This is a genomic window from Streptococcus infantis (genome assembly GCF_047460825.1).
Lineage (GTDB): Bacteria > Bacillota > Bacilli > Lactobacillales > Streptococcaceae > Streptococcus > Streptococcus infantis_V.
The window spans coordinates 37,761-63,910 of sequence record NZ_JASHFO010000005.1; the positions used below are offsets into that span (position 1 = coordinate 37,761).

At 40.6% G+C, this 26,150-nt stretch carries 28 protein-coding genes; 19 read left to right on the forward strand and 9 right to left on the reverse strand.

What is annotated here, in order from left to right; translation table 11 throughout:
* Nucleotides 1–16: 16 nt before the first annotated feature.
* The 5 genes from murD to pyrE all read left to right on the forward strand — a co-directional run bounded on the left by murD (nt 17) and on the right by pyrE (nt 5,345).
* Nucleotides 17–1,369 carry a UDP-N-acetylmuramoyl-L-alanine--D-glutamate ligase gene (gene murD, locus QM911_RS02580; protein ID WP_414313020.1) on the forward strand — a complete coding sequence of 451 codons (1,353 nt, stop codon included), beginning with the start codon at nt 17–19 and terminating at the stop codon, nt 1,367–1,369.
* 1 nt (nt 1,370) lies between these two features.
* A complete protein-coding gene (locus QM911_RS02585; protein ID WP_414313021.1) occupies nt 1,371–2,429 on the forward strand; it encodes a UDP-N-acetylglucosamine--N-acetylmuramyl-(pentapeptide) pyrophosphoryl-undecaprenol N-acetylglucosamine transferase in 1,059 nt (352 codons plus the stop codon).
* 9 nt (nt 2,430–2,438) lie between these two features.
* Nucleotides 2,439–3,737 carry an FtsQ-type POTRA domain-containing protein gene (locus QM911_RS02590; protein WP_414313022.1) on the forward strand — a complete coding sequence of 433 codons (1,299 nt, stop codon included), beginning with the start codon at nt 2,439–2,441 and terminating at the stop codon, nt 3,735–3,737.
* 240 nt (nt 3,738–3,977) lie between these two features.
* The gene (gene pyrF / locus QM911_RS02595) at nt 3,978–4,673 is read left to right on the forward strand and encodes an orotidine-5'-phosphate decarboxylase (RefSeq protein WP_414313023.1); all 696 of its coding nucleotides are present in this window, start codon (nt 3,978–3,980) and stop codon (nt 4,671–4,673) included.
* Between the two features lie 39 nt (nt 4,674–4,712).
* The gene (pyrE, locus tag QM911_RS02600; protein WP_045763222.1) at nt 4,713–5,345 is read left to right on the forward strand and encodes an orotate phosphoribosyltransferase; all 633 of its coding nucleotides are present in this window, start codon (nt 4,713–4,715) and stop codon (nt 5,343–5,345) included.
* A 63-nt stretch (nt 5,346–5,408) separates the two neighbouring features.
* Here the strand turns inward: pyrE and QM911_RS02605 are convergent, their stop codons facing one another.
* From QM911_RS02605 to QM911_RS02620, 4 genes are read right to left on the reverse strand one after another with little or no spacing between them, the layout of a single operon-like run.
* Nucleotides 5,409–6,275, reverse strand: a complete 867-nt coding sequence (locus QM911_RS02605) for a cysteine ABC transporter substrate-binding protein (protein ID WP_414313024.1) — start codon at nt 6,273–6,275, stop codon at nt 5,409–5,411.
* An 18-nt stretch (nt 6,276–6,293) separates the two neighbouring features.
* Nucleotides 6,294–7,052: an amino acid ABC transporter ATP-binding protein gene (locus QM911_RS02610; RefSeq protein ID WP_414313025.1), complete on the reverse strand. Its 759-nt coding sequence runs from the start codon at nt 7,050–7,052 to the stop codon at nt 6,294–6,296.
* Complete coding sequence (locus QM911_RS02615) at nt 7,053–7,730, reverse strand: amino acid ABC transporter permease (protein ID WP_045763229.1); 678 nt, start codon at nt 7,728–7,730, stop codon at nt 7,053–7,055.
* Complete coding sequence (locus QM911_RS02620) at nt 7,690–8,370, reverse strand: amino acid ABC transporter permease (RefSeq protein ID WP_414313026.1); 681 nt, start codon at nt 8,368–8,370, stop codon at nt 7,690–7,692. The genes QM911_RS02615 and QM911_RS02620 overlap by 41 nt, the downstream gene beginning before the upstream one ends.
* Before the next feature lie 206 nt (nt 8,371–8,576).
* On the opposite strand from QM911_RS02620, the gene QM911_RS02625 reads away from it, so the two are divergent.
* The 8 genes from QM911_RS02625 (at nt 8,577) to manA (ending at nt 17,538) form a co-directional block, all read left to right on the forward strand.
* Nucleotides 8,577–8,972 (forward strand): CopY/TcrY family copper transport repressor, encoded by a 396-nt coding sequence (locus QM911_RS02625; RefSeq protein ID WP_045763230.1) that lies wholly within the window; start codon nt 8,577–8,579, stop codon nt 8,970–8,972.
* A gap of 10 nt (nt 8,973–8,982) precedes the next feature.
* The gene (locus tag QM911_RS02630) at nt 8,983–9,354 is read left to right on the forward strand and encodes a cupredoxin domain-containing protein (protein ID WP_000933322.1); all 372 of its coding nucleotides are present in this window, start codon (nt 8,983–8,985) and stop codon (nt 9,352–9,354) included.
* Between the two features lie 9 nt (nt 9,355–9,363).
* Complete coding sequence (locus QM911_RS02635) at nt 9,364–11,586, forward strand: heavy metal translocating P-type ATPase (RefSeq protein WP_414313027.1); 2,223 nt, start codon at nt 9,364–9,366, stop codon at nt 11,584–11,586.
* Nucleotides 11,587–11,909: 323 nt separating this feature from the next.
* On the forward strand, nt 11,910–13,685 hold the full coding sequence (gene spxB / locus QM911_RS02640) for a pyruvate oxidase (RefSeq protein WP_414313028.1): 1,776 nt from the start codon (nt 11,910–11,912) through the stop codon (nt 13,683–13,685).
* A 109-nt stretch (nt 13,686–13,794) separates the two neighbouring features.
* Nucleotides 13,795–14,142 (forward strand): VOC family protein, encoded by a 348-nt coding sequence (locus QM911_RS02645; protein ID WP_414313029.1) that lies wholly within the window; start codon nt 13,795–13,797, stop codon nt 14,140–14,142.
* 44 nt (nt 14,143–14,186) lie between these two features.
* Nucleotides 14,187–14,867 (forward strand): DUF3592 domain-containing protein, encoded by a 681-nt coding sequence (locus tag QM911_RS02650; RefSeq protein ID WP_414313030.1) that lies wholly within the window; start codon nt 14,187–14,189, stop codon nt 14,865–14,867.
* A 166-nt stretch (nt 14,868–15,033) separates the two neighbouring features.
* The gene (locus tag QM911_RS02655) at nt 15,034–16,473 is read left to right on the forward strand and encodes a 6-phospho-beta-glucosidase (RefSeq protein WP_414313031.1); all 1,440 of its coding nucleotides are present in this window, start codon (nt 15,034–15,036) and stop codon (nt 16,471–16,473) included.
* A 120-nt stretch (nt 16,474–16,593) separates the two neighbouring features.
* The gene (gene manA, locus QM911_RS02660; protein ID WP_414313032.1) at nt 16,594–17,538 is read left to right on the forward strand and encodes a mannose-6-phosphate isomerase, class I; all 945 of its coding nucleotides are present in this window, start codon (nt 16,594–16,596) and stop codon (nt 17,536–17,538) included.
* A gap of 42 nt (nt 17,539–17,580) precedes the next feature.
* Here manA and QM911_RS02665 read toward each other — a convergent pair whose 3' ends face one another.
* Nucleotides 17,581–18,921 (reverse strand): sodium-dependent transporter, encoded by a 1,341-nt coding sequence (locus QM911_RS02665; RefSeq protein WP_414313033.1) that lies wholly within the window; start codon nt 18,919–18,921, stop codon nt 17,581–17,583.
* Nucleotides 18,922–19,151: 230 nt separating this feature from the next.
* On the opposite strand from QM911_RS02665, the gene QM911_RS02670 reads away from it, so the two are divergent.
* The gene (locus QM911_RS02670; RefSeq protein WP_414313034.1) at nt 19,152–19,892 is read left to right on the forward strand and encodes a MerR family transcriptional regulator; all 741 of its coding nucleotides are present in this window, start codon (nt 19,152–19,154) and stop codon (nt 19,890–19,892) included.
* A gap of 120 nt (nt 19,893–20,012) precedes the next feature.
* Here QM911_RS02670 and QM911_RS02675 read toward each other — a convergent pair whose 3' ends face one another.
* Genes QM911_RS02675 through QM911_RS02690 form a run of 4 tightly spaced genes read right to left on the reverse strand, consistent with a single transcriptional unit; the run spans nt 20,013 to nt 23,119 of the window.
* A complete protein-coding gene (locus tag QM911_RS02675) occupies nt 20,013–20,468 on the reverse strand; it encodes an 8-oxo-dGTP diphosphatase (protein ID WP_414313035.1) in 456 nt (151 codons plus the stop codon).
* A gap of 10 nt (nt 20,469–20,478) precedes the next feature.
* Nucleotides 20,479–21,000 carry a DUF1697 domain-containing protein gene (locus QM911_RS02680; protein WP_414313036.1) on the reverse strand — a complete coding sequence of 174 codons (522 nt, stop codon included), beginning with the start codon at nt 20,998–21,000 and terminating at the stop codon, nt 20,479–20,481.
* A 50-nt stretch (nt 21,001–21,050) separates the two neighbouring features.
* On the reverse strand, nt 21,051–22,217 hold the full coding sequence (locus QM911_RS02685) for an NAD(P)/FAD-dependent oxidoreductase (protein ID WP_414313037.1): 1,167 nt from the start codon (nt 22,215–22,217) through the stop codon (nt 21,051–21,053).
* Between the two features lie 56 nt (nt 22,218–22,273).
* On the reverse strand, nt 22,274–23,119 hold the full coding sequence (locus QM911_RS02690) for a DegV family protein (protein WP_414313038.1): 846 nt from the start codon (nt 23,117–23,119) through the stop codon (nt 22,274–22,276).
* A gap of 124 nt (nt 23,120–23,243) precedes the next feature.
* On the opposite strand from QM911_RS02690, the gene QM911_RS02695 reads away from it, so the two are divergent.
* The 5 genes from QM911_RS02695 to QM911_RS02715 all read left to right on the forward strand — a co-directional run bounded on the left by QM911_RS02695 (nt 23,244) and on the right by QM911_RS02715 (nt 26,114).
* Nucleotides 23,244–23,801 (forward strand): TetR/AcrR family transcriptional regulator, encoded by a 558-nt coding sequence (locus tag QM911_RS02695; protein WP_000840875.1) that lies wholly within the window; start codon nt 23,244–23,246, stop codon nt 23,799–23,801.
* Between the two features lie 18 nt (nt 23,802–23,819).
* Entirely contained in the window at nt 23,820–24,287 is a 468-nt protein-coding gene (locus tag QM911_RS02700) for a deoxycytidylate deaminase (protein ID WP_060956028.1), read from the forward strand.
* 89 nt (nt 24,288–24,376) lie between these two features.
* A complete protein-coding gene (upp, locus tag QM911_RS02705; RefSeq protein WP_000517029.1) occupies nt 24,377–25,006 on the forward strand; it encodes a uracil phosphoribosyltransferase in 630 nt (209 codons plus the stop codon).
* Between the two features lie 172 nt (nt 25,007–25,178).
* Nucleotides 25,179–25,769 carry an ATP-dependent Clp protease proteolytic subunit ClpP gene (gene clpP / locus QM911_RS02710; protein ID WP_060956027.1) on the forward strand — a complete coding sequence of 197 codons (591 nt, stop codon included), beginning with the start codon at nt 25,179–25,181 and terminating at the stop codon, nt 25,767–25,769.
* A gap of 75 nt (nt 25,770–25,844) precedes the next feature.
* Nucleotides 25,845–26,114 carry a YlbG family protein gene (locus QM911_RS02715; protein ID WP_060956026.1) on the forward strand — a complete coding sequence of 90 codons (270 nt, stop codon included), beginning with the start codon at nt 25,845–25,847 and terminating at the stop codon, nt 26,112–26,114.
* Nucleotides 26,115–26,150: the final 36 nt, after the last annotated feature.

A 26,150-nucleotide genomic window follows, 5' to 3' on the forward strand; every position in this document is an offset into this window, starting at 1 on the left:
AAATGGAGTTCTAGATATGAAACGAATTGATCAATTTGAAAATAAGAAAGTATTAGTCCTAGGATTGGCTAAATCTGGTGAATCTGCAGCTCGTCTTTTGGACAAGCTAGGTGCCATTGTGACAGTGAATGATGGCAAGCCTTTTGAGGAAAATCCAGCAGCTCAGAGCCTTTTAGAAGAGGGTATCAAGGTTGTCACTGGTGGACATCCTTTGGAATTATTGGATGAAGATTTTGCGCTTATGGTAAAAAATCCAGGAATTCCTTATAGCAATCCGATGATTGAAAAAGCTCTAGAAAAAGGCATTCCAGTCTTGACTGAGGTTGAATTAGCCTACCTGATCTCAGAAGCACCAATCGTCGGTATTACTGGTTCAAATGGTAAGACAACGACCACCACTATGATTGGAGAAGTTCTGACTGCTGCAGGGCAAAATGGACTTTTATCAGGGAACATCGGATATCCTGCTAGTCAGGTGGCTCAAACTGCGACAGATAAGGACACTCTTGTCATGGAGCTATCCTCTTTCCAACTAATGGGAATCCAGGAATTCCATCCTGAAATTGCTGTTATCACTAACCTGATGCCAACCCATATTGACTATCACGGTTCTTTTGAAGCCTACGTCGAAGCCAAGTGGAATATTCAAAGCAATATGACAGCTGCTGATTACCTAGTATTGAACTTCAACCAGGAATTGTCTAAAGAACTTGCGAAAAAAACAAATGCAACTGTAGTACCATTCTCAACACTTGAAAAGGTTGATGGAGCTTATCTTGAAGATGGTCTTCTTTACTTCCGTGGTGAAAAAGTCATGGCAGCTGATGAAATCGGTGTTCCAGGTAGCCACAATGTGGAAAATGCTCTTGCAACCATTGCTGTTGCTAAACTTCGTGGTGTTGACAATGAAACCATCAAGGAAACCTTGTCAGCCTTTGGTGGAGTCAAGCACCGTCTCCAATTTGTAGACCAAATCAATGGGGTGAAATTCTACAACGATAGTAAATCAACCAATATCTTGGCAACTCAAAAAGCCTTGTCAGGATTTGACAATAGCAAGGTTATCTTGATAGCTGGTGGTTTGGACCGTGGTAACGAGTTTGACGAATTAGTTCCAGACATCACTGGTCTTAAGAAAATGGTCATTCTCGGTCAGTCTGCAGAACGTGTCAAGCGTGCAGCGGATAAGGCTGGTGTGGCTTATGTGGATGCAACAGATATTGCTGACGCAACTCGAAAGGCTTATGAACTTGCGGAAGAAGGAGATGTGGTTCTCCTCAGTCCTGCTAATGCTAGCTGGGATATGTATGCCAACTTTGAAGTACGTGGAGATCTTTTCATCGACACTGTAGCGGAGTTAAAGAGATAATATGAAAAAAATAGTATTTACTGGTGGGGGAACGGTTGGACACGTTACCCTCAACCTTTTGTTAATGCCTAAGTTCATCGAAGATGGCTGGGAAGTCCACTATATTGGTGATAAAAACGGGATTGAGCATCATGAAATTCTCAAGTCTGGTTTAGATGTCACCTTCCATTCTATTGCAACTGGGAAATTGCGCCGATATTTCTCATGGCAAAATATGGTTGACGTCTTTAAGGTTGCGTTTGGAATCCTTCAATCGCTCTTTATCATGCTTCGACTTCGTCCACAAGCCCTCTTTTCTAAGGGGGGATTTGTGTCCGTTCCTCCTGTTATTGCAGCGCGAGTATGTAGAGTACCAGTCTTTATCCACGAGTCTGACCTCTCTATGGGCTTGGCCAATAAAATCGCCTATAAGTTTGCGACTAAGATGTACTCTACTTTTGAACAAGCGTCTAGTCTCACTAAGGTAGAGCATGTAGGAGCTGTGACCAAGGTTTCTGGCCCAATCATGGAAGAACCTGAAGAAATGGTGGACATCCGAACTTATTTTGATAGCAAACTACCAACTCTTCTCTTTGTTGGAGGTTCTGCTGGTGCGCGTGTCTTTAACCAATTAGTTACAGACCACAAGGAAGAGTTGACTAGTCGCTACAATATTATAAACCTGACAGGGGATGCTAGTTTAAATGAACTCAGTTCAAACCTCTATCGTGTTGACTACGTGACTGAGCTTTATCAACCACTCATGAATCTGGCTGATGTGGTCATTACTCGTGGTGGTGCCAATACTATCTTTGAACTCCTTGCTATGGCTAAATTGCATGTCATTGTGCCACTAGGTCGTGAAGCTAGCCGTGGAGACCAGATTGAAAATGCAGCTTACTTTGTGAAAAAAGGCTATGCAGAGGAGTTGCAAGAGAGCGATTTGACCTTGTCTACTTTAGAAGAAAAGGTGAGCAAGCTTTTGACCCACAAAGAAGACTACCAGAGCACGATGAAAAATTCTCATGAATTAAAATCTGTGGCGGATTTTTATGCGCTACTAAAAAAAGATCTATCATAAGGAAAATCGATGTCAAAGGATAAGAAACAAGAGCCAACTCAAGGCAAGGAATTGTCAGAGTGGCAAAAACGAAATCAAGAATATCTTCAAAAAAAAGCTGAAGAAGAGGCCCAACTAGCCAAAGAAAAGGCCCAAGCAGAAGCCAATAAAAAAGAAGTTGCAAAAACTTTGGAAGAAGAAACCACTTTATCAGAGTGGCAGAAGCAGAACCGTGAATATCTGCGCAAAAAGGCTGAAGAAGAGACCAAGGAAGAACAAGAGTCAGACTTATCTGAAGATACTGAGGTAGAAGAGGCCTCAGATTCTAATCCTGAAGAGCAGAAGGAGAGTGCAGAAGACCAGTCCTCTCCTGAGAATGAGGAGGAAACTACTGAGACAGAACAAGTAGAAGAAGAGGACGAAACATCTGAAGAAACGAAAGTAGAAGAAAAGAGATCTAAGTCTAAGAAAAAGATGGCCAAGCCTTCTATTCCAAGTGTTCATATCTGGCGTGCTGTTACGATTCTAATCCCAAGTTTGCCTGTCTTGATCTTTTCCATCTATCTTTTGACGCCATACTCAACTCTGAAAAACATAGAAGTCACTGGTACGGTAGAGACCAATGCAGACCAAATCAAAGAGGCTTCAGGGATTCGTGATAGTGATTATACCTTTGATCTGCTCCTCAATAAAGACAAGCATGCTGAGATGATTAAGTCCAATCACTGGATTGAATCTGCCAGCATTCACTATCAATTCCCGACCAATTTTACCATCCAGGTCAAGGAATACGGGATTGTAGCCTATTATGTTTCTGGAGAGGATCATCATCCGATTCTTTCTAGTGGGACGGTGGAAACCAGTCCAGTTAGCCTTGTTGATCTTCCAGAAACCTATATGTCCGTACTCTTTAACGATGAGCAGCAAGTCAAAACCTTGATTGAACAACTGGCTGAAGTCAGCCCAGAGATTAAGCAAGCTATCAAAACGATTGAGTTGGCTCCAAGCAGTGTAACCAGTGATCTGCTCAAAATTACCATGTATGATACGGATGAGGTTTTGGTTCCTTTATCAGAACTAGGTAAAAAATTGCCTTACTATAGCAAGATTAAACCTCAATTAACAGTTCCAAGCGGTATTGATATGGAAGTTGGGATCTATAGTTATAGCTTGACGGATAAGGCTTTAGAAGAAGCAAGAATCAAAGCTAAAGAAGAGGAAAAGAAGAAGCAGGAAGAAGAAAAGAAAAAACAAGAAGAGCAAGGGAATCAAACTCAGAATCAAACACAAACTCAAAATCAAACAACCCAACAATCACAGAGTCGTTAAGTTTGAGATGCCTCTATTGACTTGATGATGAGTCCTGTTTTCTACAAGTTCAATCGCTGGTTTTTACTTGACAACTACCGCTTTAAATAATAGAATAGTAAAAAACCTTTAAAGCAGTCCAGAGAGGCAGCTAAGGTTAGACGGTGAAAGGGTGAATTCTACCCATTTTTCGTGGAACCTTGCTGTAGGCAGGTTCCTTTTTTCATGCTCTCTAGCTAACAAAGGTAAAAGGAGAAAAGTATGCGCGAATCTCGTCCAGTTATTGCTCTTGATTTTCCAAGTTTTGAGGCAGTCAAGCAATTTTTAGCTCTTTTTCCAGCGGAAGAGAGTCTCTATCTAAAGGTAGGTATGGAGCTCTATTATGCTACAGGTCCGGAGATTGTTTCTTATTTGAAAGACTTAGGTCACAGTGTCTTTCTGGATCTCAAACTTCATGATATTCCCAATACGGTTAAGTCAGCCATGAAGGTTTTGTCTAATCTGGGTGTTGACATGACCAATGTTCATGCGGCAGGTGGTGTAGAGATGATGAAGGCTGCGCGAGAAGGTCTTGGGAAAGAAGCAAAATTGATTGCTGTTACCCAGTTGACTTCAACTTCTGAAGAACAAATGAGAGACTTTCAAAATATCCAAACCAGTCTTCAAGAATCGGTCATTCATTATGCCAAGAAAACTGCTGAAGCCGGTTTAGATGGTGTGGTTTGTTCGGCTCAGGAAGTGAAACTCATCAAAGAAGCTACCAACCAAGACTTTATCTGCCTGACACCAGGTATTCGACCAGCAGGCGCTGCAGTTGGAGACCAAAAACGAGTCATGACACCTGCTGATGCTTATCAGATTGGTAGTGACTATATCGTAGTTGGACGCCCAATCACTCAAGCCACTGATCCAGTAGCAGCTTATCATGCAATCAAGGATGAGTGGAACCAAGACTGAAATTAAAGAAATAGATTATAAAAACAAAAGGAGTAGACCATGACACTTGCTAAAGACATTGCCAGCCATCTATTGAAAATTCAAGCCGTTTACCTCAAACCAGAAGAACCTTTTACTTGGGCATCAGGTATCAAGTCACCGATTTATACGGACAACCGTGTGACGCTTGCTTATCCAGATACTCGTAGCTTGATTGAAAATGGTTTTGTGGAAGCTATTAAGGCAGAATTCCCAGAAGTAGAAGTGATTGCAGGGACAGCGACTGCAGGTATTCCTCATGGTGCCATCATCGCTGACAAGATGAACCTGCCATTTGCCTATATTCGTAGCAAACCAAAAGACCATGGTGCAGGAAACCAAATCGAAGGCCGTGTGGCTCAGGGGCAAAAGATGGTCGTTGTCGAAGACCTTATTTCAACAGGTGGTTCTGTTCTCGAAGCCGTTGCAGCAGCCAAACGTGAAGGAGCTGATGTTCTTGGAGTTGTGGCTATCTTCAGCTATCAATTGCCAAAAGCAGATAAGAACTTTGCGGATGCTGGTGTCAAACTAGTAACCCTTTCAAACTACAGCGAACTGATTCATTTGGCTCAAGAAGAAGGCTACATCACACCAGAAGGACTTGACCTCCTAAAACGTTTTAAAGAAGACCAAGAAAATTGGCAAAATGCTTAAGATATATAAAAATCAGGTAGTCACTAGGATTACCTGATTTCTTTTTTGTGATTTCATTGAGTATTAGTCTACTTTTCCACCTTCAACAACTAGGTCATCTGCTTTAGCAGCGTCACCGTAAGTTGGGTGAAGTGTTTTTTCATAGGCCTTGTGGAAGAAGTTTTCTTTACCTAATTTTTCGATTTCTTGGTTGATGTAGTCGAGTAGTTCTTGGTTTCCTTTTTGGACTGCTGGCGCAATAGTATCTGGATCGCCTAGAGAAGAAATTCCTACCTCATATCCTTTGTTTTCAAGGGCCCAAGCTAGAACTTCAGTATTATCAGTAGAGAAGGCATCTCCACGTCCATCAAGAAGGGCTTGGTAGGCATCGCTATATTGGTCATATTTTTGAAGTTTCACTTCTGGGTGATTTTTCTCAAAGTAAGTTTCAGCAGTAGTTCCTTTTGTAACGATCAAGGTTTTGCCTTCAAGTTCTTTAACGTCTTTGATAACTTTATCTTTTGGTGACACAACACCGAGAGAAACTTTCATGTAAGGAAGGGCAAAGTCAACTTGTTTTTTACGTTCGTCAGTAACTGTGAAGTTGGCAAGGGTGATATCAACCTTGTTTGAAATCAAGTATTCAGTACGGTTGGCAGCATCAACAGAAACGTATTTAACCTTCACACCAAGGTCTTGTGCTAATTGGTTACCCAGTTCGATATCGTAACCTTGGTAAGAACCGTCGTTGTCAACATAACCAAATGGTTTTTTATCTCCAAATACCGCGATTCGAAGTTCGCCACTTTTCTTAATTTCATCAATGGTACGAGCTTTGGCAGTTGCCTTAGTAGATGAAGCATCAGAGCTTCCGCCTGAACTACAAGCTGTGACGAAGATAAGCGCAAATGCTAGCGCAAAAACAGTTAGAATTGGTTTAAGTAGTTTCATAATAATCTCCTTTATTGATTATAGATATGAGCCAAACTGGCTAAAGTCAAAGACGTTTAAAAATTCTTGTGCTCGTTTCGTTTTTGGATTTGTGAAGAATTCTTGAGCAGTTCCTTCTTCAGCAATCTTCCCTTGGTCAAGGAAGATGATGCGGTCCGCAATGGCTTGGGCAAACTGCATTTCATGGGTTACCAGAATCATGGTACGCCCTTCTTGAGCCAAGTCATTGATAAGTTCGAGGACCTCACGCACCATTTCTGGGTCCAGTGAAGCCGTTACCTCGTCAAAGAGGATAATTTCTGGATGCATGAGAAGGGCACGAACGATGGCTACCCGTTGCTTTTGTCCACCAGATAATTGGCGAGCAAAGCTGTGTTGTTTATCTAGAAGTCCGACACGTTCTAGTAGTTGCAGAGCTTCTTCAGTGACTTCTTTTTTATCTCTCCCTTGAGCCTTGATAGGACCTAGGATGAGGTTTTGAAGGACATCTAGATGAGGAAAGAGTTCATAACTTTGAAAGACCATACCGATTTTTTGGCGAACCAAGTGAAAATCTTTTTTATTTTCAACGATGGACTGGCCATCCAGCAGGATATCTCCTCCTTGAATACTTTCTAAACCATTGAGGCAACGAAGTAGGGTACTTTTCCCACAACCAGACGGCCCTAGGATGACGACCACTTCCCCCTTTTTAACATCTAGGGAAAGTCCTTGGAGGATAGGATTGTCTCCGAAGGATTTTTTTAGTTCCTTGATTTCTAAAATAGTTTCAGACATTTAGTTCCTCCAATGTTTTTCTAAGTGAGTAGATAGTTTGGAAATAGGGAAGCAAACCGCGAAATACAAGACTAGGATGGTTCCATAAATCCAAAAGGAAGCGGTTGGGATAGTCAAACGATTGCTATCTATAATTTGTTGTCCAACTTTGGTAACTTCAACAACCCCAATCAAAACAACCAAGGAAGTCGTTTTAATCATCCGAGTGACAAGGTTGATGGCTTGTGGGAGCAATCTTCTTAAGACCTGAGGGATGATGATGTAGTAGTAGAGTTGAAATTTAGTTAAGCCAAGTGCTTGTCCACTCTCAAATTGATGTTTAGGCAGGGAAGTGATAGCTCCACGAACTAAGTCACCCATCTCAGCTGTTCCCCAGAGGGTGAAAACGATAATAGCAGAAGTCTCACCAGAAATATTGATATTAAAGTTTCGAGCTAAACCAAAGTAAACGATGAAAAGGAGCACCAGCTGAGGCATGATCCGGATAAATTCTAGATAGAAGCGTGTTAAGAAGCGAATCACTCTAGAATGAGAGGTCATGATAATTCCCATAACTGTTCCAAAAATCATGGATAAGAGGACAGACAGGATAGAAATCCCAATCGTGACGCCCAATCCCTGTAAGATCCTTAGGAGATTATTTCCCTGAAAGAGTACTTGCATTCCCGAATCCTGCATGACGGAGCCTCCTTTCTATCCAGCTAAAGACTAGTGAAATAGGTAGAAGCATGATAAGGTAAGAAACTACCAACATGGCTAGTGCGATATCTGTTTCATAGTAGAGGCCAATCAAGTCCTTAGCAACGTACATAAGGTCAGCAAGGGCAACTGCTGAAAAGACAGAAGTTTCCTTGATGAGGAAAATAACATTGGCACTAAAGGATGGTAGCGCAACCGCTGTCGCTTGTGGAAGAACCACGTAGAGAAAGACCTGAAATGGTGTGAGGCCAATGGCTAAACCAATTTCATGCTGGGTTTGACTGACAGCTTCTAGCCCGCTTCGGAAGGATTCTGCCATGTAGGAACCACCTAAGAAGATGAGCCCGACTGTTGCACAGACTTCTGAAGAAAGAACAATCCCTATTCGCGGTAGACCGAAGTAGAGAAAGAAAAGTTGTATCAAAAGGGGTGTATTTCGTGACAATTCTATATAGGCTGTTGCTAACTGTGAGAAAACAGGAAGGCGGTAATGCCGGATGACGCTGACGATGAGTCCCAGCAAAAAAGAACCTAGAATTCCCCAAACTGCAATATGCAAGGTCAGAAAGAATGCCTTTTGATAGAGTGGTAGATATTGTTCAACAATGGACCAATCCAAAAGTAGAACCTCCCATCTAGGAAAATGATACAGTTATTGTAGCATTAAAAGAGAGCTTTGGATAATATGTATTTTTTATTGTGGTGATAAAAAATATTTATAGCGGCGATAAAATTTAAAAATGTGATTTCTTTGGTTGACAAATGTAGATTATAGGTGTATAGTAATAATTGTAATTGACAAATGTAGATTTAGGAGGAATAACAATGCAGATTTCGGATGCAGAATGGCAGGTCATGAAGATTATCTGGATGCAGGGAGAACAGACTAGTACTGATCTCATAAAAGTATTAGAGAAAAGGTTCAGTTGGTCCAAATCCACGATCCAGACACTCTTGGCCCGTTTGGTGGAGAAAGAATGTTTGACTCGGGAAAAACAGGGCAAGTCCTTTGTCTATTCGGCCCTTTTAACGCTAGATGATAGTAGGGGCTTAATGGTTCAGGATATCAAAGACAAGCTTTGTTCTCGAAGAATAAAGCTCTTGCTAGCTGATTTGATTGAAGAATGTGACTTTACCCTAGCTGACTTGGAAGGTTTGGAAGAAGTGATTTCAAAGAAAAAAGCAAGTGCTGTAACAGAAGTAAGATGTAATTGTATGTAAAGGAGACGCTATGTTAAATCTATTTGTATCTATTGTTGTTTTAGGAATGATTGCTTTTATCCTCTTTTGGTTTTTCAAAAAACCGCAAGAAGATGCCAAGAGAGCCCAGCAAAAAAATGGCTATCAGGAGATTCGAGTGGAGGTCATGGGAGGATATACTCCAGAAACCATTATCCTCAAAAAATCGCAACCTGCTCGCATTATTTTTGATCGAAAAGATCCTTCACCTTGCTTGGATCAAATCGTTTTTCCAGACTTTGGAGTGCATGCAGATCTGCCTATGGGAGACCAATATGTGGTTGAAATCACTCCTGAAGAAGCAGGTGAGTATGGTTTCTCTTGTGGCATGAATATGATGCACGGTAAGATGATTGTAGAATAGGAGAAGAATATGACTGAAATTGTAAAAGCAAGCCTTGAAAATGGTGTGCAAAAAATTCGTATCACGGCAGACAAAGGCTACCATCCAGCCCACATTAAACTGCAAAAAGGGATTCCTGCTGAGATTACCTTTCATCGTGTGACACCTTCAAACTGTTATAAAGAGATTCTCTTCGAAGAAGAAGGGATTCTAGAACCAATCGCTCAAGATGAGGAAAAACTCATTCGTTTTACTCCTCAAGACCTGGGTGAGCACGAGTTTTCTTGTGGCATGAAGATGCAAAAGGGAACCTATACCGTTGTTGAAAAAACTAAAAAATCTCTAAGCCTTTTACAGCGTTTTTGGATTACTAGTATCTTTACTGTGCCTCTTGTGATTCTCATGATTGGGATGTCTACAGGAGGAATTAGTCACCAAGTCATGCGTTGGGGCACCTTTTTAGCCACAACACCCATTATGCTGGTAGCTGGAGTTCCATATATCAGAAGCGCCTGGGCTAGTTTTAAAAAGCACAATTCCAACATGGATACCTTGGTTGCTCTGGGAACCCTAGTGGCCTATTTCTATAGCTTAGTTGCCCTCTTCACTGGTCTGCCCGTTTACTTTGAAAGTGCTGCATTTATCCTCTTCTTCATTCTTTTGGGAGCAGTTTTTGAGGAAAAAATGCGAAAAAATACTTCCCAAGCTGTAGAGAAATTACTAGATTTGCAAGCTAAAACTGCAGAAGTTTTACGTGATGATGTTTATGTTCAAATCCCTCTAGAACAAGTCAAAGTTGGGAATCTCATTCGCGTTCGACCAGGTGAAAAAATTGCCGTTGATGGGACTGTGTTAGAAGGTGAAACGAGTATTGATGAGTCAATGGTGACTGGGGAAAGTATTCCAGTCGATAAATCAGTTGGAGATGCTGTCATTGGTTCAACCATCAATAATAGTGGTACGATCATCTTTAGAGCTGAAAAAGTTGGTTCTGAGACTATGCTGGCTCAGATTGTGGATTTTGTGAAGAAAGCTCAAACGAGTCGTGCTCCTATTCAAGATTTGACAGACAAGATTTCTGGGATTTTTGTACCAGCAGTTGTCATTTTAGGACTTCTTACTTTTTGGATCTGGTTTGTTTTCCTAGGAGAAAGCTTTGTGACGTCACTTCTCTACGGAGTTGCTGTTTTGATAATTGCCTGTCCTTGTGCTCTGGGACTTGCGACACCAACAGCACTCATGGTTGGAACAGGACGAAGTGCCAAGATGGGAATTCTTCTCAAAAATGGTACAGTTTTACAGGAAATCCAAAAAGTCCAAACGGTTGTTTTTGATAAGACAGGAACCTTGACCGAAGGGAAGCCAGTAGTGACAGATGTTATTGGTGATGAAAGAGAAGTGCTAAGTTTGGCAGCTTCATTGGAAGATGTATCTCAACACCCGCTAGCTCAAGCTATTGTTAATCGTGCATCTGAACTAGGAATTAGCCTTTACCCAGTGGAAAACTTCCAAGCCTTGCATGGAAAAGGTGTGACTGGGATTATTAATGGTAAACAAGTCTTGCTTGGGAATGCTAAACTTTTAGATGATCTTGCTATTCCACATGATTATCAAGAACGATTTGATTTGCTTGAGAAAGAAGCAAAAACAGTTGTCTTCCTATCCGTGGATGGTCAGTTAAAAGGCTTAATTGCCTTGCAGGATGTCCCTAAGGAAAATGCTCGAGAAGCTATTGCTAAATTGAAAAAACGTGGCCTTAGAACGGTCATGCTTACTGGAGATAATGCTGGAGTAGCCCATGCGATTGCAGAGCAAATTGGAATCGAAGAAGTAATCGCAAATGTCTTGCCAGAGGAAAAGGCACATGAAATTCACAAGCTTCAAAAGAATGGCAAATTGGCCTTTGTTGGAGATGGTATCAATGATGCGCCAGCCCTCAGTGTAGCGGATGTCGGAATTGCTATGGGCTCTGGGACAGATATTGCCATTGAATCAGCAGATCTTGTCCTCACAACCAACAATTTACTAGGATTGGCACGTGCTTTTGATATGAGTAAGAAGACCTTTAATCGTATTCTACTCAATCTTTTCTGGGCTTCTATCTATAACCTCATTGGTATTCCGATTGCAGCAGGAGTCTTTTCAAGTCTTGGTTTGGTGCTCAATCCAGAACTTGCAGGATTGGCCATGGCCTTTAGTTCAGTCTCTGTTTTAATCAGCTCTCTTATGCTTAATTTTACTAAAGTCGATTAATACTCTTCGAAAATCAAATTCAAACCACGTCAGCTTCACCTTGCCGTACTCAAGTACAGCCTGTGGCTAGCTTCCTAGTTTGCTCTTTGATTTTCATTGAGTATAAAAAGGCGGTTTTAACCGCTTTTTTGCTATTCTAAAACAGATTTTCAAAACGTTTTCAATCTGTACTGTAATAGAGAATGAAGTTTTCTGAGCACATTCTTATGAAACTATAAGTAAATGTGATAAATTAGGAGTGTAAATTTACTGAATCGTTTTCAAAAAACATATAAAAGCGCTTTTATTATTCATCAAATTAACTTTTAAGGAGAGTTATCATTATGACTCAAGGGAAAATTACTGCATCTGCAGCAATGCTTAACGTATTGAAAACATGGGGCGTAGACACAATCTACGGTATCCCATCAGGAACACTTAGCTCACTAATGGACGCTTTGGCTGAAGACAAAGATATCCGTTTCTTGCAAGTTCGCCACGAGGAAACAGGTGCTCTTGCAGCGGTTATGCAGGCTAAATTTGGCGGATCTATTGGTGTTGCAGTTGGTTCAGGTGGTCCAGGTGCGACTCACTTGATCAACGGTGTTTACGATGCAGCTATGGATAACACTCCATTCCTTGCTATCCTTGGATCACGTCCAGTTAACGAATTAAACATGGATGCCTTCCAAGAATTGAACCAAAACCCAATGTACAACGGTATCGCTGTTTACAACAAACGTGTAGCTTACGCAGAGCAATTACCAAAAGTAATCGACGAAGCTTGCCGTGCTGCCGTTTCTAAAAAAGGTCCAGCCGTTGTTGAAATTCCAGTAAACTTTGGTTTCCAAGAAATCGACGAAAACTCATACTACGGTTCAGGTTCATACGAACGTTCATTCATCGCTCCTGCTTTGAACGAAGTTGAAATTGACAAAGCAGTTGAAATCTTGAACAATGCTGAACGTCCAGTTATCTATGCTGGTTACGGTGGTGTTAAAGCAGGTGAAGTGATTACTGAATTGTCACGTAAAATCAAAGCACCAATCATCACAACTGGTAAAAACTTTGAAGCTTTTGAATGGAACTACGAAGGTTTGACAGGTTCTGCTTACCGTGTTGGTTGGAAACCAGCCAATGAAGTAGTCTTTGAAGCAGACACTGTTCTTTTCCTTGGTTCAAACTTCCCATTTGCTGAAGTTTACGAAGCATTCAAGAATACTGAAAAATTCATCCAAGTCGATATCGACCCTTACAAACTTGGGAAACGTCATGCCCTAGACGCTTCAATCCTTGGGGATGCAGGTCAAGCAGCCAAAGCAATCCTTGACAAAGTGAATCCAGTTGAATCTACTCCATGGTGGCGTGCAAACGTGAAGAACAACCAAAACTGGCGTGATTACATGAACAAACTCGAAGGTAAAACTGAGGGTGAATTGCAATTGTATCAAGTTTACAATGCAATCAACAAACATGCTGATCAAGATGCGATCTATTCAATCGACGTAGGTGACACTACTCAAACATCTACTCGTCACCTTCACATGACACCTAAGAACATGTGGCGTACATCTCCACTCTTTGCGACAATGGGTATTGCCCTTCCTGGTGGTATCGCTGCTAAGAAAGACAATCCAGATCGCCAAGTATGGAACATCATGGGTGACGGTGCATTCAACATGTGCTACCCAGACGTTATCACAAACGTTCAATACGACCTTCCAGTTATCAACGTTGTCTTCTCAAATGGTAAATATGCCTTCATCAAGGACAAATACGAAGACACAAACAAACACTTGTTTGGTTGTGACTTCCCTAATGCTGACTATGCGAAAATCGCTGAAGCTCAAGGAGCTATTGGATTTACAGTTGACCGTATCGAAGACATCGACGCAGTCGTTGCAGAAGCTGTTAAATTGAACAAAGAAGGTAAGACAGTCGTGATCGATGCTCGCATCACTCCACATCGTCCACTTCCAGTAGAAGTACTTGAGTTGGATCCAAAACAACACTCAGAAGAAGCTATTAAAGCCTTCAAGGAAAAATACGAAGCTGAAGAGCTTGTACCATTCCGCCTCTTCTTGGAAGAAGAAGGATTGCAATCACGCGCAATTAAATAATTCCTCTCGTCGAAAATCAAAAGTAAACATTGTAGATTTTATGCATTGATTTTCTTAGAGAGAAACTTAAAAGATCGGAGCAATCCGGTCTTTTTGTGGAGGATAGTAAATGAATTTAAATCAACTAGATATTATCGTTTCAGATGTTCCCCAAGTCTGTGCTAGCTTGGAGCGTATTTTGGATAAAAAAGCGGACTATGTTGATAACAGTTTTGCTCAGTTCACGATTGGCAGTCACTGCCTCATGTTATCCCAAAATCATTTGATACCTTTGGAAAATTTTCAGTCAGGAATCATTCTACACATTGAAGTTGAAGATTTGGAACAGAATCAAAAGCGTGTGAAAGAATTAGGGATTGAGATTTTACATGGGCCAGTTGTAACTGATTGGGGAACCGAATCCCTGCTAGTAAGTGGCCCTGCTGGTCTAGTGATTGATTTTTATCGTATGAAATAGGACGCTTAGTCATTTGAAGTTAACCATAATGATTCTTAAAAAAAATGTGCGAATATGAACTATTGAAAGATCGGAGCAATCCGGTCTTTTTCTTTTATATCTTTTCTGTTAAAATAGATTCATTAGGATATTTTAAGGAGAAAAAGATGCCAACAACTTTCTTTCCATTATTTGGCTTAATGATGTTAGGCTTTGCTGCCTTCACCTATTTTATGTTTTCCTATTTTATATTTAGTAATTATAGTAATGCCAAGAGATGTACCGAAAGAACGGAAGGAGTTATTATCCGATATTCCTATGCTCTTTATAACGGGATTAGCCTTCCAGTGGTTGAGTACACTGTTGACGGAAACCTATACAAGGTCGTAGGGCCTAAATTTCTATCTGCTATTTCAAATACAATCAGTACTCCCTTAGGTTCAATTGTATCTGATGTAAAAACGGATAATTTTGAAAATGGTGAAATTCCACAAGTTTTAAGATACAAAGTTAAGGGGAATAGTTTTTTGTCTTTTACAAAATCTCCTCTTAAGGAACGCTTTCCAATTGGTGGAAAAGTTGCTGTTTATTATGATCCTAAAAAACCAAAACATTCCTATGTAGAAAGACCACTAAGACCTGGGCGATATGCATGGTTGGCAAAATGTTTTATCTATCTTAATGTTTTTATTATGGTTGCTCTAGCTTTCTTTATCATGTTCATTCTTCCAAATCTTATGAAATAAAGCAGTTTTGTATACAAATTTCAACTACCCTATTTGGCTTCTATGTTCATCGTAGAAGCTTTTTTGTAAAGAAAATGCTTTTCTTAAAACATTTTTTGGAGCTATTTCAGCTTTCTTTAAATGTTTGATAGTATAATAGTAGTACTAAATCATGTGAGGTAAAGTGATGACAGAAATACTACAATTTCCAGAGGGTTTCCTCTGGGGTGGTGCTACGGCAGCTAATCAATGTGAGGGAGCTTATAATCTAGATGGTCGAGGTCTGGCTAATGTCGATGTGGTACCGATTGGACCTGACCGTGAAGCCATAATCACAGGTCAGAAAAAGATGTTCTCGTTTGAGGAGGGCTATTTTTACCCAGCAAAAGAAGCCATTGATATGTACCATCATTACAAGGAAGATATTGCCCTTTTTGCGGAAATGGGCTTTAAGACTTATCGACTTTCCATTGCTTGGACAAGAATATTCCCCAAAGGAGATGAAGCAGAGCCAAATGAAGCTGGTCTAGCCTTTTATGAAGACTTGTTTAAGGAGTGCCACAAGTATGGGATCCAACCTCTGGTAACCATCACGCATTTTGACTGCCCCATGCACTTAATTACTGAGTATGGTGGTTGGCGCAATCGTCGTATGTTGGACTTCTATGAGAATCTCTGTCGTACACTTTTTACCCGTTACAAGGGCTTGGTCAAATACTGGCTAACCTTCAACGAAATCAATATGATTCTGCATGCCCCCTTTTTAGGAGCAGGAATTTGTTTTGAAGAAGGAGAAAATCAAGAACAAGTCAAATACCAAGCAGCTCACCATGAGTTGGTGGCTTCAGCTCTAGCGACTAAGCTTGCCCACGAAATTGATCCAGAAAACAAGGTGGGATGTATGTTGGCAGCAGGGCAATACTATCCCAACACTGCCCATCCGAGAGACTACTGGGCTGCTATGGAGGAAGACCGCAAGAGTTACTTCTTCATCGATGTTCAAGCGCGTGGGGAATACCCAAACTATGCCAAGAAGCAGTGGGAACGTGAGGGAATTGAGATTGAAATGACAGCAGAGGATTTGGACTTGTTGAAGAATTACACTGTTGACTTTGTTTCCTTCTCTTACTATGCAAGTCGAGTGGCCTCAGGTGATCCAGATGTTAAAGAATTAACAGCTGGAAATGTTTTTGCCTCTCTCAAAAATCCTTATCTTGAATCTTCAGAATGGGGATGGCAGATTGACCCACTTGGGCTTCGAATCACCCTCAATGCCATCTGGGATCGTTACCAAAAGCCCATGTTCATCGTAGAAAATGGCCTCGGTGCTATGGATACACCAGATGAGAATGGTTATGTAGCAGATGACTATAGAATTGCTTATCTAGAGGCCCACATCAAGGCTATGCGAGATGCCATTTACCAAGATGGAGTAGACTTGCTAGGTTATACAACTTGGGGCTGTATCGATCTGGTTTCAGCTGGAACAGGCGAAATGAACAAGCGCTATGGCTTTATCTATGTGGATCGTGATAATGAAGGTCATGGAAGTCTCAAACGTAGCAGGAAGAAATCCTTCTACTGGTATAAGGATGTCATTGCTAGTAATGGTGCAAGCATTGAGTAGAACTCATTTATTCACTATTTTTATAAAATCTTCTCCCTTCTTTATAAGATAGAAAAAAGAGTTCAATTAGGACTCTTTTTTTGCTATAATGAGGGTGAAAAATCAGACAGGAGATGAAACATGTCAGAACCATTATTTTTAAATTCCGTTATGCAAGAAAAAATTTGGGGTGGGACTAAACTTCGTGATGAGTTTGGCTATGACATCCCGAGCGAAAAGATTGGTGAATATTGGGCAATCTCAGCTCACCCAAATGGTGTTTCCAAGGTAGCCAATGGTCGCTTTGAGGGAACTGACCTCGCTACTTTGTATGCAGAACACCGTGAGTTATTTGGCAATCGTCCAGAGCCAGTATTTCCGCTCTTGACTAAAATCCTCGATGCCAATGACTGGCTCAGTGTTCAAGTCCATCCAGATGATGCTTATGGATTAGAGCATGAAGGCGAACTCGGAAAAACAGAGTGCTGGTATATCATCGCTGCAGATGAAGGTTCAGAGATTATCTATGGCCATAATGCTAAGTCAAAAGAAGAACTCCGCCAGCAGATCGAAGATAAAAACTGGGATGCCTTGTTGACAAAAGTTCCTGTAAAAGCTGGGGATTTCTTCTATGTTCCAAGTGGAACTATGCACGCTATCGGTGCAGGTATCTTGATCCTTGAAACGCAACAGTCTAGTGATACAACCTACCGTGTATATGACTTTGACCGCAAGGATGATAATGGTAACTTGCGCGAGCTTCATCTTGAAAAATCCATCGATGTTCTAAATATTGGTGAGCCTGCTAACAGCTGTCCTGTAACTGTCAAAGCAGACGATTTGCGTTCAACTCTCCTTGTATCCAATGAATTCTTCGCAGTTTACAAGTGGGAAATCACTGGAAAAGTTGACTTTGAAAAAACAGCTGACTATAGCTTGATGAGTGTCTTAGCTGGTCAAGGGAAACTAACTGTGGACAGTAAAGATTATCCAATTCAAAAAGGTAGCCACTTTATCCTTCCAAGCGATGTTGAATCTTGGACACTTGAAGGACAAGATTTGGAATTGATTGTTAGCCATCCGTAAAAAGAAAGGACCTGAGTTCATTACTCAAGTCCATTTTTATAGTTACATAAACTGGGCGATAAAGACCACGATGATAATAATTGGGATGATAAAACGAAGAAGGAAGAACCAGACTTGGAAAAGTCCTTGTTTCCACGGTGTTTCATCAAGGTGTAGTTCCTCCATGGCAAGAGCTTTTTTGAAGATGTAGCCTGTAAAAAGAGAAAGACAGAGAGCCCCAAATGGCATGAGAAGATTGGAAACTAAGAAGTCCATAGCGTCAAAGAAGGTCTTCCCAAAAATGTGAACATCTGCCATGACACCATAAGACAGGGCTGAAGGAATGCCAAAGCCAAAGGTCAAGATTCCTAAAATCACACTCCATTTGGCACGTTTGCTGTTATCCTGATTAGTGATATTGCCGACATTGATTTCCAGCATCACGACAGAAGAAGTGACCGTCGCAAAGAGGAAGAGCAAGAGGAAGAGGATGTAGAAAATGGTTCCAAAAGGCATCTTGTCAAAGAGTTGAGGCAAGACGATAAAGAGTAAGCTCGGTCCCCCTTCAGACTGGATATTAAATGCTGACATGGCTGGGAAAATGGCTAGACCTGCCATGATGGATACTGAGATATTCATGGCTACAATGGAAATCCCTGACTGGACCAGATTGGTTTTCTTGTCCAAGTAAGAAGCATAGGTCAGCATGGCTGTAACCCCTAGTGAGAGGGCAAAGAATGACTGTCCTAGAGCGTAGAGGAGCCCAGTACTTGTCAATTTTGAAAAGTCAGGTTTGAGGAAGTAAACGACACCTTCCATGGCATTTGGCAAGCTGAGAGAGCGCCCGATGATGACGACAAAAATGATAAAGAGAAGAGGCATCATAACCTTGGAAGCTCTTTCAATTCCTTTTTGAACCCCACGTGATACAATAAAGATATTCAATATGATAAAGGCTGCTTGAGCTCCTAGGGCAATGACTGGATTTGAAATAATTGAAGTAAATAACTGAGCATAATCACCTGTTCCGCTAAGTTGGAACAATTTTCCAAACTCAATGCCTAGATAAACTAAAATCCATCCTCCAATAACACTGTAAAAGGATAAGAGGATGAAAAGAGCAAAGGCACCGATCCAACCGATAAAATTGTATTTGCTATTGTTGCCAAGTTTTCCAAAGGTTTTGATAGCAGAAACGCCAGCACTACGACCAAGGGCAAACTCAGCAAGCAGGAGCGGAAAACCGATTAAAATGGTAGAAATGAGAAAGACCAGTAAAAAGCCTCCCCCACCGTTGGCAGCAGTCATGTAGGGAAACTTCCAAACGGCACCAAGCCCGATGGCTGAGCCAGCAGATGCTAGAATAAAGCCAAGTTTTGAGCCCCATTGCGATTTTTCAGACATTGTTAAACTCCAATCTAGTTTTCTAAATAAGAAAAGGCTACTTGAGTTGTCAAATAGCCTTCTCTCAATTGCTCTTTATGAGCTTTTATTTGATTGATAGACTTGATTATCCTATCATGATTTTTCAAGTCTGTCAAGAAAGCGATTTTCATGTTTTCATAAAAAATGCGATAAAATACTTGACTCTCCTCAAAGGGGAGGGTATATACTATTTATGTGAGGAGGAAATCATGTACCATATCAAAGAAGCTGCGCAACTTTCAGGTGTCTCCGTCAAGACCCTCTACCATTATGACAAGATTGGACTTTTGGTTCCATTAAAGTCAGAAAATGGCTATCGAACCTACAGTCAAGAGGATTTAGAACGACTACAGGTTATCCTCTATTACAAATATCTAGGCTTTTCTTTAGAAAAAATAGCAGAGCTGTTAAAGGAAGAAAGGATAGATTTATTGCCCCACTTGACTAGACAGTTGGAGTATTTGACTAGAGAAAGACAACATTTGGATACTTTGATTTCAACCTTACAAAAAACTATCCAAGAACAAAAAGGAGAAATAAAAATGACTATTGAGGAAAAATTCACTGGATTTAGCTATCAAGACCATCAAAAATACCACCAAGAGGCGGTAGATAAATATGGACAAGAAGTGATGGACCAAGCGCTCGAGCGCCAAAAAGGTCACGAAGACGAAGCTACGGCTGCCTTCAACAAAGTTTTTCGAACCTTGGCACAAAATCTTCAAACTGGTTTACCTGCAACAGCAACTGAAAACCAAGAGCAAGCAATCAAGCTCTTACAAGCCATCCGTACTTATGGATTTGATTGTTCTATTGAAGTATTTGCTCATATCGGCAAAGGCTATGTCTATAATCCAGAGTTTAAGGAAAACATTGACAAGTTTGGACATGGAACAGCCCAGTACACATCAGATGTCATTGCCCACTATGTAAGCACACAAACTCGATAAAACTCAAAGACTAAGCTGGGACTGACAAAGCCAGTAACAGAATTTTAGTAGGAGGACGCAGACATAGCTTGAAGATTAGACAAGATAAAAATCGGCGGAGTGACCTCTGCCGATTTACTATTATTTGAGTTGGTATGACCAGTCTTCCCCATCCTTGTAATAAAAGAACTCACTGAGGTCCTCTTCCAAAAAAACACGAAGCATGTCAGACATATCCTCAGTAGCTAGTTTTAGATGAGATAGATTGTCAAAATCCTCCCACCAGACTTTTCCTTCGTCTGAAGATTGGATCTCACCAGTAAAGTGTTCTGTTTTGTATAAGAGGACAACATAGCGATAATCCTCATCATTATACCAATCTTTGATACCACAGAGTTGGGGTTTGTAAATAGTTAATCCAGTTTCTTCCTTCACTTCACGAATGACGGCATCAGCAAAGGATTCGCCGCGTTCAACATGACCACCAGGAAAAGTAATACCAGGCCAGTCAGGACTAACTCGGTCTTGGACCAGTACCTTATCCCCATTTTTAATCATACACATATTGACAAATTCGACTGATTCTCTTCTGTTCATCTTATTTTTCCTATTTTGTTAGTAATTTTTCTACCACGTTTAACTTTCGCATGGTCAGATCAACGCCGAACAGCTTTTCGAGATAGTTGGTATTAAGCTTTTTTCGTTTTGCAGTTCTAGGGAGATAGAGGTAAAGACAATGGTTGCCGATACAAATTTCTTCTTCACCATAGTCACTATCCAATTTTTCAAATGGTAGACTTTGGATAGCATTCTGGAAAAGAATTATATGTATACGGTCATAAAGATAGTGTTCTCCAAACGGATTTTCTTGGACAATTTTTGTAAAATCACTCTTATTTTTAATGACCATTTTCAAGTCGGCTCCGATTTTTTCTTTTATTAGAGTATGGACTTGTTCTCGTATTTCTTCTATGGCTAAGTCGCTTTCAAGAATAATATTTCCACTTTGAATATAAGTTCGAACGTGTTGAAAACCAACCTCTGTTAAGATATCTACTAGATAAGACATTTTAGGGATAGCATTTTGTCCATTCGGTGTAACACCTCTCAGTAAAATAATATGTTCCAAAATAGCTCCTTTCTTATCCAATATCTTTAGATACTATATCATTTATAGTTCTAGTTTGAGCCTGCCACCCAGCCGGTGCAGAGGGCGGAAGTGATGTTAAATCCCCCCGTATGGGCATTGATATCTAGTACTTCGCCAGCAAAGTGGAGTCCAGGTACTAGCTTACTTTCCAGCGTTTTAGGATTGATTTCCTTGAGACTAACTCCACCTTTAGTTACAAAGGATTTAGCCAATGACATTTTGCCAGTTACAGGGATTTTAAGAGCCTTGATGGACTGGACAAGTTGGTCGCGTTCTTTTTCTGTTAGTTGTTTGACTTTTTCAGGATATCCTTGGACAAAAAATTCTGCCAAGCGTTCAGGGAGCAAGGTTTTTAAGGCATTTTTCAAGGATTTCTCACGGTTCTCTTCTAAAAAGTCGACTAATTCTCTCTCAGAAAGTTGTGGCAAGACATCTAGAGAGAGAGTTTCCCCACCCTTGACAAAGCTAGACATGCGTAGTGCAGCAGGACCTGACAAACCAAAGTGGGTAAAGATCAGGTCATGGGTGATGACGTGCTTACCATAGCTTAGGGTCACATCGTCTAGGGAGATTCCCTGCAAGGCCTTATGCGGGAAATCAGTCAACAATGGACTTTCAGCAGCTTCGAGTTCGGTAATAGTGTGTTTGAAATGTCGGGCGATTTCATGACCAAAACCAGTAGAGCCAGTAGAAGGATAGGATTTTCCACCTGTTGTGACAATGAGTTTATCACAAGTGAAGGTTTGGTCTGTAGACTTAAGGACAAACTGGTCGTCAATCTTTTTAACAGAAACAATCTCTGTTTGAGTGGCAACTTGCCCACCTAGCTCCATGATTTTCTTTTCCAGTGCTTCGATAATGGTCCGAGATTTGTCGCTGGCTGGAAAGACACGCCCGTGGTCCTCAACCTTGAGTTTTACGCCATTTTCCGTAAAAAAGTTGATAATATCATGGTTATCAAACTGGGAGAAGACGCTGTAAAGAAAGCGCCCATTTCCAGGGATTCCAGCTAATAGGTCATCTAGAGTTCCATTGTTGGTCACGTTGCAGCGACCACCACCAGTACCAGCTAATTTTTTTCCAAGTTTTCGATTTTTTTCGATGAGAAGGGTTTTCTGCCCATAAAAGCTACTTGAAATCGTAGCCATCATACCAGCAGGGCCTCCCCCAATTACAATAGTGTCAAAATGTTTCATAAAAGTATTGTACCATAAAAAAACAAGAGATGATAAGTCATCTCTTGTTTGATTTATTAGTCAATTTCATATCCCATGAGGAGTCCACCTTCTTCTGCATAAAAACTGCAGAGTCCAGAGGTTTGGATAATCTTGATTTCAGCTTGTGGGAATTTCTCGCGTAAGAGTTCTGAGAGTTGTTGGCAGAATTTATCATTACTACGGTGAGCCATGACGATACGCCCACCAGCGTAGCCGGCCTTGATTAACTCTTCATAAGCAGCTTGGAGGGACTTCTTAGCACCACGAGCCTTTTGTAGGAGTTCCAAGGTTCCAGTTTCACTTGCTTCCCCGACCATACGAATATTAAGGAGCCCAACAACTGTACCGATCAGCTTACTTAAGCGACCATTTTTAACGAGGTTATCAACCTTAGCGAGGACGAATAGTAACTTAGTTTTTTCTTGGTAGGCAGTAATAGCTTTAACCACTTCTTCAAAAGAAAGTCCTTGGTCAATCAAATCATTGATTTTCTCAACGATTAGATCAACTTCCCCACCAGCAGACAAGCTGTCAATAACATGAATCTGAGTATCAGGATGTTCTTCGAGATAGAGATTCTTAGCTAATTGAGCGCTGTTTTGACTACCAGAAAGAGTTCCGGTAATGGTCACTACAAAAATATGTTTTGCCCCTTCAAATGCTCGCAAGTAATCATCAGGGCTAGGACAAGCTGATTTTGAAGCTTCAGAAGTTGCATACATGGTTTCCATCATTTTGTCAATATCAAGACTAGCATCGTCAATAAAGACTTGATCAGCCACTTGAATGGTTAAGGGAACACTGATGAATTCAGTATCAATTGCTGGATTTGCCAGTTGATGATAATCACAACCAGAGTCAGCTACAATCTTCCAAGTCATAGAAATTCTCCATCTTTATCACTTATACATTGACAAAGGTTCTGTCTTTTTTTACAATTATATCATGAAAAATCTTAAAACAAAAGTCTCGTCACTCTGTTGTCACAAGTAGAAAGGAAGTGTTATGGCCGAACGAAGAATTTCTGAAAATTCACTTGAAAATCTCAGAAAATCCAATCAAGAATCCAATTTACTGACCAGAGAAGCTATCGAAACAGCTCTCTTGCAACTTTTGGAGAAAAAGGAATTGACAAAGATTAGCATTTCTGAGTTGGTCAAACGTGCTGGTGTTTCCCGTGCAGCCTTTTATCGAAACTATGACTCCAAAGAAGAGATTTTAGAAAGTGTCTTTAAACGAAGCGTCCATAACATTATGGAGCAATTGAGCCATTACGATGTAAAAACGGACCTCTATCTGGTTTGGGTTCGCCTCTTTCGAGAAGCTAAGAAAGAGGCTAAGGTTATTCAGCTTGCCTTGGACTACCACTTGGAAAAAATTTTTGTGCAAGCCATGCAAGAATTTTTAGAAAAATACTATGGAAAATCAAAAGGAGTCAGCTCTTACTTGCATTCTTTTTGGAGTTCTGCCATCGTATCAGTTTTGCTTAAATGGATTAAGGATGGAATGAAGGTTCCTGCTGAAAAAATTGCAGATTTACGCCTACCATTTTTCAAAAAATAAACCAAGAGGAGAGAAGATATGACAGAAAAAAGACTGGCTTGGGATGAGTATTTTGCTGCTCAAGCTCTATTAATTGCCAATCGTTCAACCTGTAAACGCGCTAAGGTAGGAGCTGTTTTAGTCAAGGATAATAAGGTGATTTCAACAGGATACAATGGTTCTGTATCAGGAACGGAGCACTGTATTGACCACGACTGTCTGGTGATTGAGGGCCACTGTGTGCGCACTCTTCATGCAGAGGTAAATGCTATACTACAAGGAGCCGAACGTGGCGTTCCAAAAGGATTTACAGCCTACGTTACACATTTTCCATGCCTCAACTGCACCAAGCAATTGCTTCAGGTAGGTTGTGAGCGTGTCGTGTATATCAATCAATACCGTATGGATGACTACGCCCAGTATCTCTATCGTGAAAAAGGTACCGAGTTGACCCATTTATCGCTAGAGACAGTACAAGCAGCTCTTCAAGAAGCAGATTTGATTTAAAAATTATAAAAAAATAGATGGTTTAGAAGGATTTTTAAACCATTTTTTGATATAATAAGAAGAATAAATTGAAAGAAGGAATTCAGAAAATGGGAAAACTTGAAGTCATTAATCATCCACTCATTCAACACAAATTGTCAATCTTGCGTCGCACAGACACTTCTACAAAAGCTTTTCGTGAGTTAGTAGATGAAATTGCTATGTTGATGGGATATGAAGTGCTTCGTGATCTTCCGCTTGAAGACGTTGAAATCGAAACACCTATCACAAAAACAGTCCAAAAACAATTGGCTGGTAAAAAATTGGCAATTGTTCCAATCTTGCGTGCGGGTATCGGGATGGTCGATGGGCTGTTGAGCTTGGTTCCAGCAGCCAAAGTTGGACATATTGGTATGTACCGTGACGAAGAAACTCTTCAACCAGTAGAATACTTGGTTAAATTACCTGAAGATATCGACCAACGTCAAATTTTTGTGGTTGACCCTATGCTTGCAACAGGTGGTTCTGCAATCTTGGCTGTTGATTCCCTCAAAAAACGTGGAGCATCAAACATCAAATTTGTCTGCCTTGTATCTGCTCCAGAAGGTGTAAAAGCTCTTCAAGAAGCTCACCCAGATGTAGAAATCTTTACAGCAGCTTTGGATGAACGCTTGAACGAACATGGCTATATCGTTCCAGGTCTTGGTGACGCTGGAGACCGTTTGTTCGGAACTAAGTAAAATTCTAAGCTTACCCTAAAACTGTTCATTAGTTTTAGTCTAGAAAGGAGGTTGAATTTTTGTGTCTGTTTTTAGGATAGAGCAAAAATTTGACCTTTTTTGACCAAAAAGATATAATAGTCCTGTATCAAGTCGCTTGACTAGGAAATTTAGAAATCAGAAGGAGAAATGAATGATTCCTGTAGTTATTGAACAAACAAGTCGTGGAGAACGTTCATACGACATTTACTCACGTCTTTTAAAAGATCGTATCATTATGTTGACTGGACCAGTCGAAGACAATATGGCAAACTCAGTTATCGCCCAATTGCTTTTCTTGGATGCCCAAGATAGTACAAAAGATATCTACCTTTATGTGAATACTCCAGGTGGTTCTGTATCAGCTGGTTTAGCAATCGTTGATACTATGAACTTTATCAAGGCAGATGTCCAAACCATTGTTATGGGGATGGCTGCTTCAATGGGAACAATCATCGCTTCAAGTGGAGCAAAGGGCAAACGTTTCATGCTTCCAAATGCCGAATACATGATTCACCAACCGATGGGTGGTACAGGCGGTGGTACACAGCAAACAGATATGGCGATTGCTGCTGAACACTTGCTTAAAACTCGTAAGACTTTGGAGCAAATTCTTGCAGATAATTCTGGTAAATCAGTTGAGCAAATCCATGCAGATGCTGAACGTGATTACTGGATGAGCGCTCAAGAAACTCTTGACTACGGTTTTATTGACGAAATTATGGCTAATAATTCTTTGAATTAAACTACTAAAGCAAGCTCGACTGAGCTTGCTTTTTTTGATATAATAGTAAGAAGATTGTTAGAAGGAAGTTGTAATATGTTTCAAAAAGAGAATCGGTCTGGTCTGATTATCTACCTATACTATAATCGTGATGCAAAAAAAATCGATAATTATGGTGATATTTGTTACCACTCAAAAAAACACCGTTATCTGCAACTTTATGTCCCAACAGAAGAAGTGGAAGAACTGGTTAGCCGTTTAGGAAAAGAGAAATTTGTCAAAAAAGTGAGACGATGTCATATCCAAGAATTGGAAACTCCCTTTGTTGGTAGTCTCTACAGAAATAACGAAAACGTTATCATGTAAAAATTGAGATAAATGTGTTGACAATTTTCTGATAAT

Coding starts and splice junctions, on each gene's coding strand:
- QM911_RS02630 (WP_000933322.1), top strand. CDS start 8,983: ATGTTAAATCTATTTGTATCTATTGTTGTTTTAGGAATGATTGCTTTT.
- QM911_RS02610 (WP_414313025.1), bottom strand. CDS start 7,052: ATGTCTGAAACTATTTTAGAAATCAAGGAACTAAAAAAATCCTTCGGA.
- spxB (WP_414313028.1), top strand. CDS start 11,910: ATGACTCAAGGGAAAATTACTGCATCTGCAGCAATGCTTAACGTATTG.
- QM911_RS02590 (WP_414313022.1), top strand. CDS start 2,439: ATGTCAAAGGATAAGAAACAAGAGCCAACTCAAGGCAAGGAATTGTCA.
- QM911_RS02605 (WP_414313024.1), bottom strand. CDS start 6,275: ATGAAACTACTTAAACCAATTCTAACTGTTTTTGCGCTAGCATTTGCG.
- pyrF (WP_414313023.1), top strand. CDS start 3,978: ATGCGCGAATCTCGTCCAGTTATTGCTCTTGATTTTCCAAGTTTTGAG.
- QM911_RS02675 (WP_414313035.1), bottom strand. CDS start 20,468: ATGAACAGAAGAGAATCAGTCGAATTTGTCAATATGTGTATGATTAAA.
- QM911_RS02625 (WP_045763230.1), top strand. CDS start 8,577: ATGCAGATTTCGGATGCAGAATGGCAGGTCATGAAGATTATCTGGATG.
- murD (WP_414313020.1), top strand. CDS start 17: ATGAAACGAATTGATCAATTTGAAAATAAGAAAGTATTAGTCCTAGGA.
- QM911_RS02690 (WP_414313038.1), bottom strand. CDS start 23,119: ATGACTTGGAAGATTGTAGCTGACTCTGGTTGTGATTATCATCAACTG.
- pyrE (WP_045763222.1), top strand. CDS start 4,713: ATGACACTTGCTAAAGACATTGCCAGCCATCTATTGAAAATTCAAGCC.
- QM911_RS02695 (WP_000840875.1), top strand. CDS start 23,244: ATGGCCGAACGAAGAATTTCTGAAAATTCACTTGAAAATCTCAGAAAA.
- clpP (WP_060956027.1), top strand. CDS start 25,179: ATGATTCCTGTAGTTATTGAACAAACAAGTCGTGGAGAACGTTCATAC.
- QM911_RS02715 (WP_060956026.1), top strand. CDS start 25,845: ATGTTTCAAAAAGAGAATCGGTCTGGTCTGATTATCTACCTATACTAT.
- QM911_RS02665 (WP_414313033.1), bottom strand. CDS start 18,921: ATGTCTGAAAAATCGCAATGGGGCTCAAAACTTGGCTTTATTCTAGCA.
- upp (WP_000517029.1), top strand. CDS start 24,377: ATGGGAAAACTTGAAGTCATTAATCATCCACTCATTCAACACAAATTG.
- QM911_RS02655 (WP_414313031.1), top strand. CDS start 15,034: ATGACAGAAATACTACAATTTCCAGAGGGTTTCCTCTGGGGTGGTGCT.
- QM911_RS02585 (WP_414313021.1), top strand. CDS start 1,371: ATGAAAAAAATAGTATTTACTGGTGGGGGAACGGTTGGACACGTTACC.
- QM911_RS02650 (WP_414313030.1), top strand. CDS start 14,187: ATGTGCGAATATGAACTATTGAAAGATCGGAGCAATCCGGTCTTTTTC.
- manA (WP_414313032.1), top strand. CDS start 16,594: ATGTCAGAACCATTATTTTTAAATTCCGTTATGCAAGAAAAAATTTGG.
- QM911_RS02615 (WP_045763229.1), bottom strand. CDS start 7,730: ATGCAGGATTCGGGAATGCAAGTACTCTTTCAGGGAAATAATCTCCTA.
- QM911_RS02700 (WP_060956028.1), top strand. CDS start 23,820: ATGACAGAAAAAAGACTGGCTTGGGATGAGTATTTTGCTGCTCAAGCT.
- QM911_RS02645 (WP_414313029.1), top strand. CDS start 13,795: ATGAATTTAAATCAACTAGATATTATCGTTTCAGATGTTCCCCAAGTC.
- QM911_RS02670 (WP_414313034.1), top strand. CDS start 19,152: ATGTACCATATCAAAGAAGCTGCGCAACTTTCAGGTGTCTCCGTCAAG.
- QM911_RS02635 (WP_414313027.1), top strand. CDS start 9,364: ATGACTGAAATTGTAAAAGCAAGCCTTGAAAATGGTGTGCAAAAAATT.
- QM911_RS02685 (WP_414313037.1), bottom strand. CDS start 22,217: ATGAAACATTTTGACACTATTGTAATTGGGGGAGGCCCTGCTGGTATG.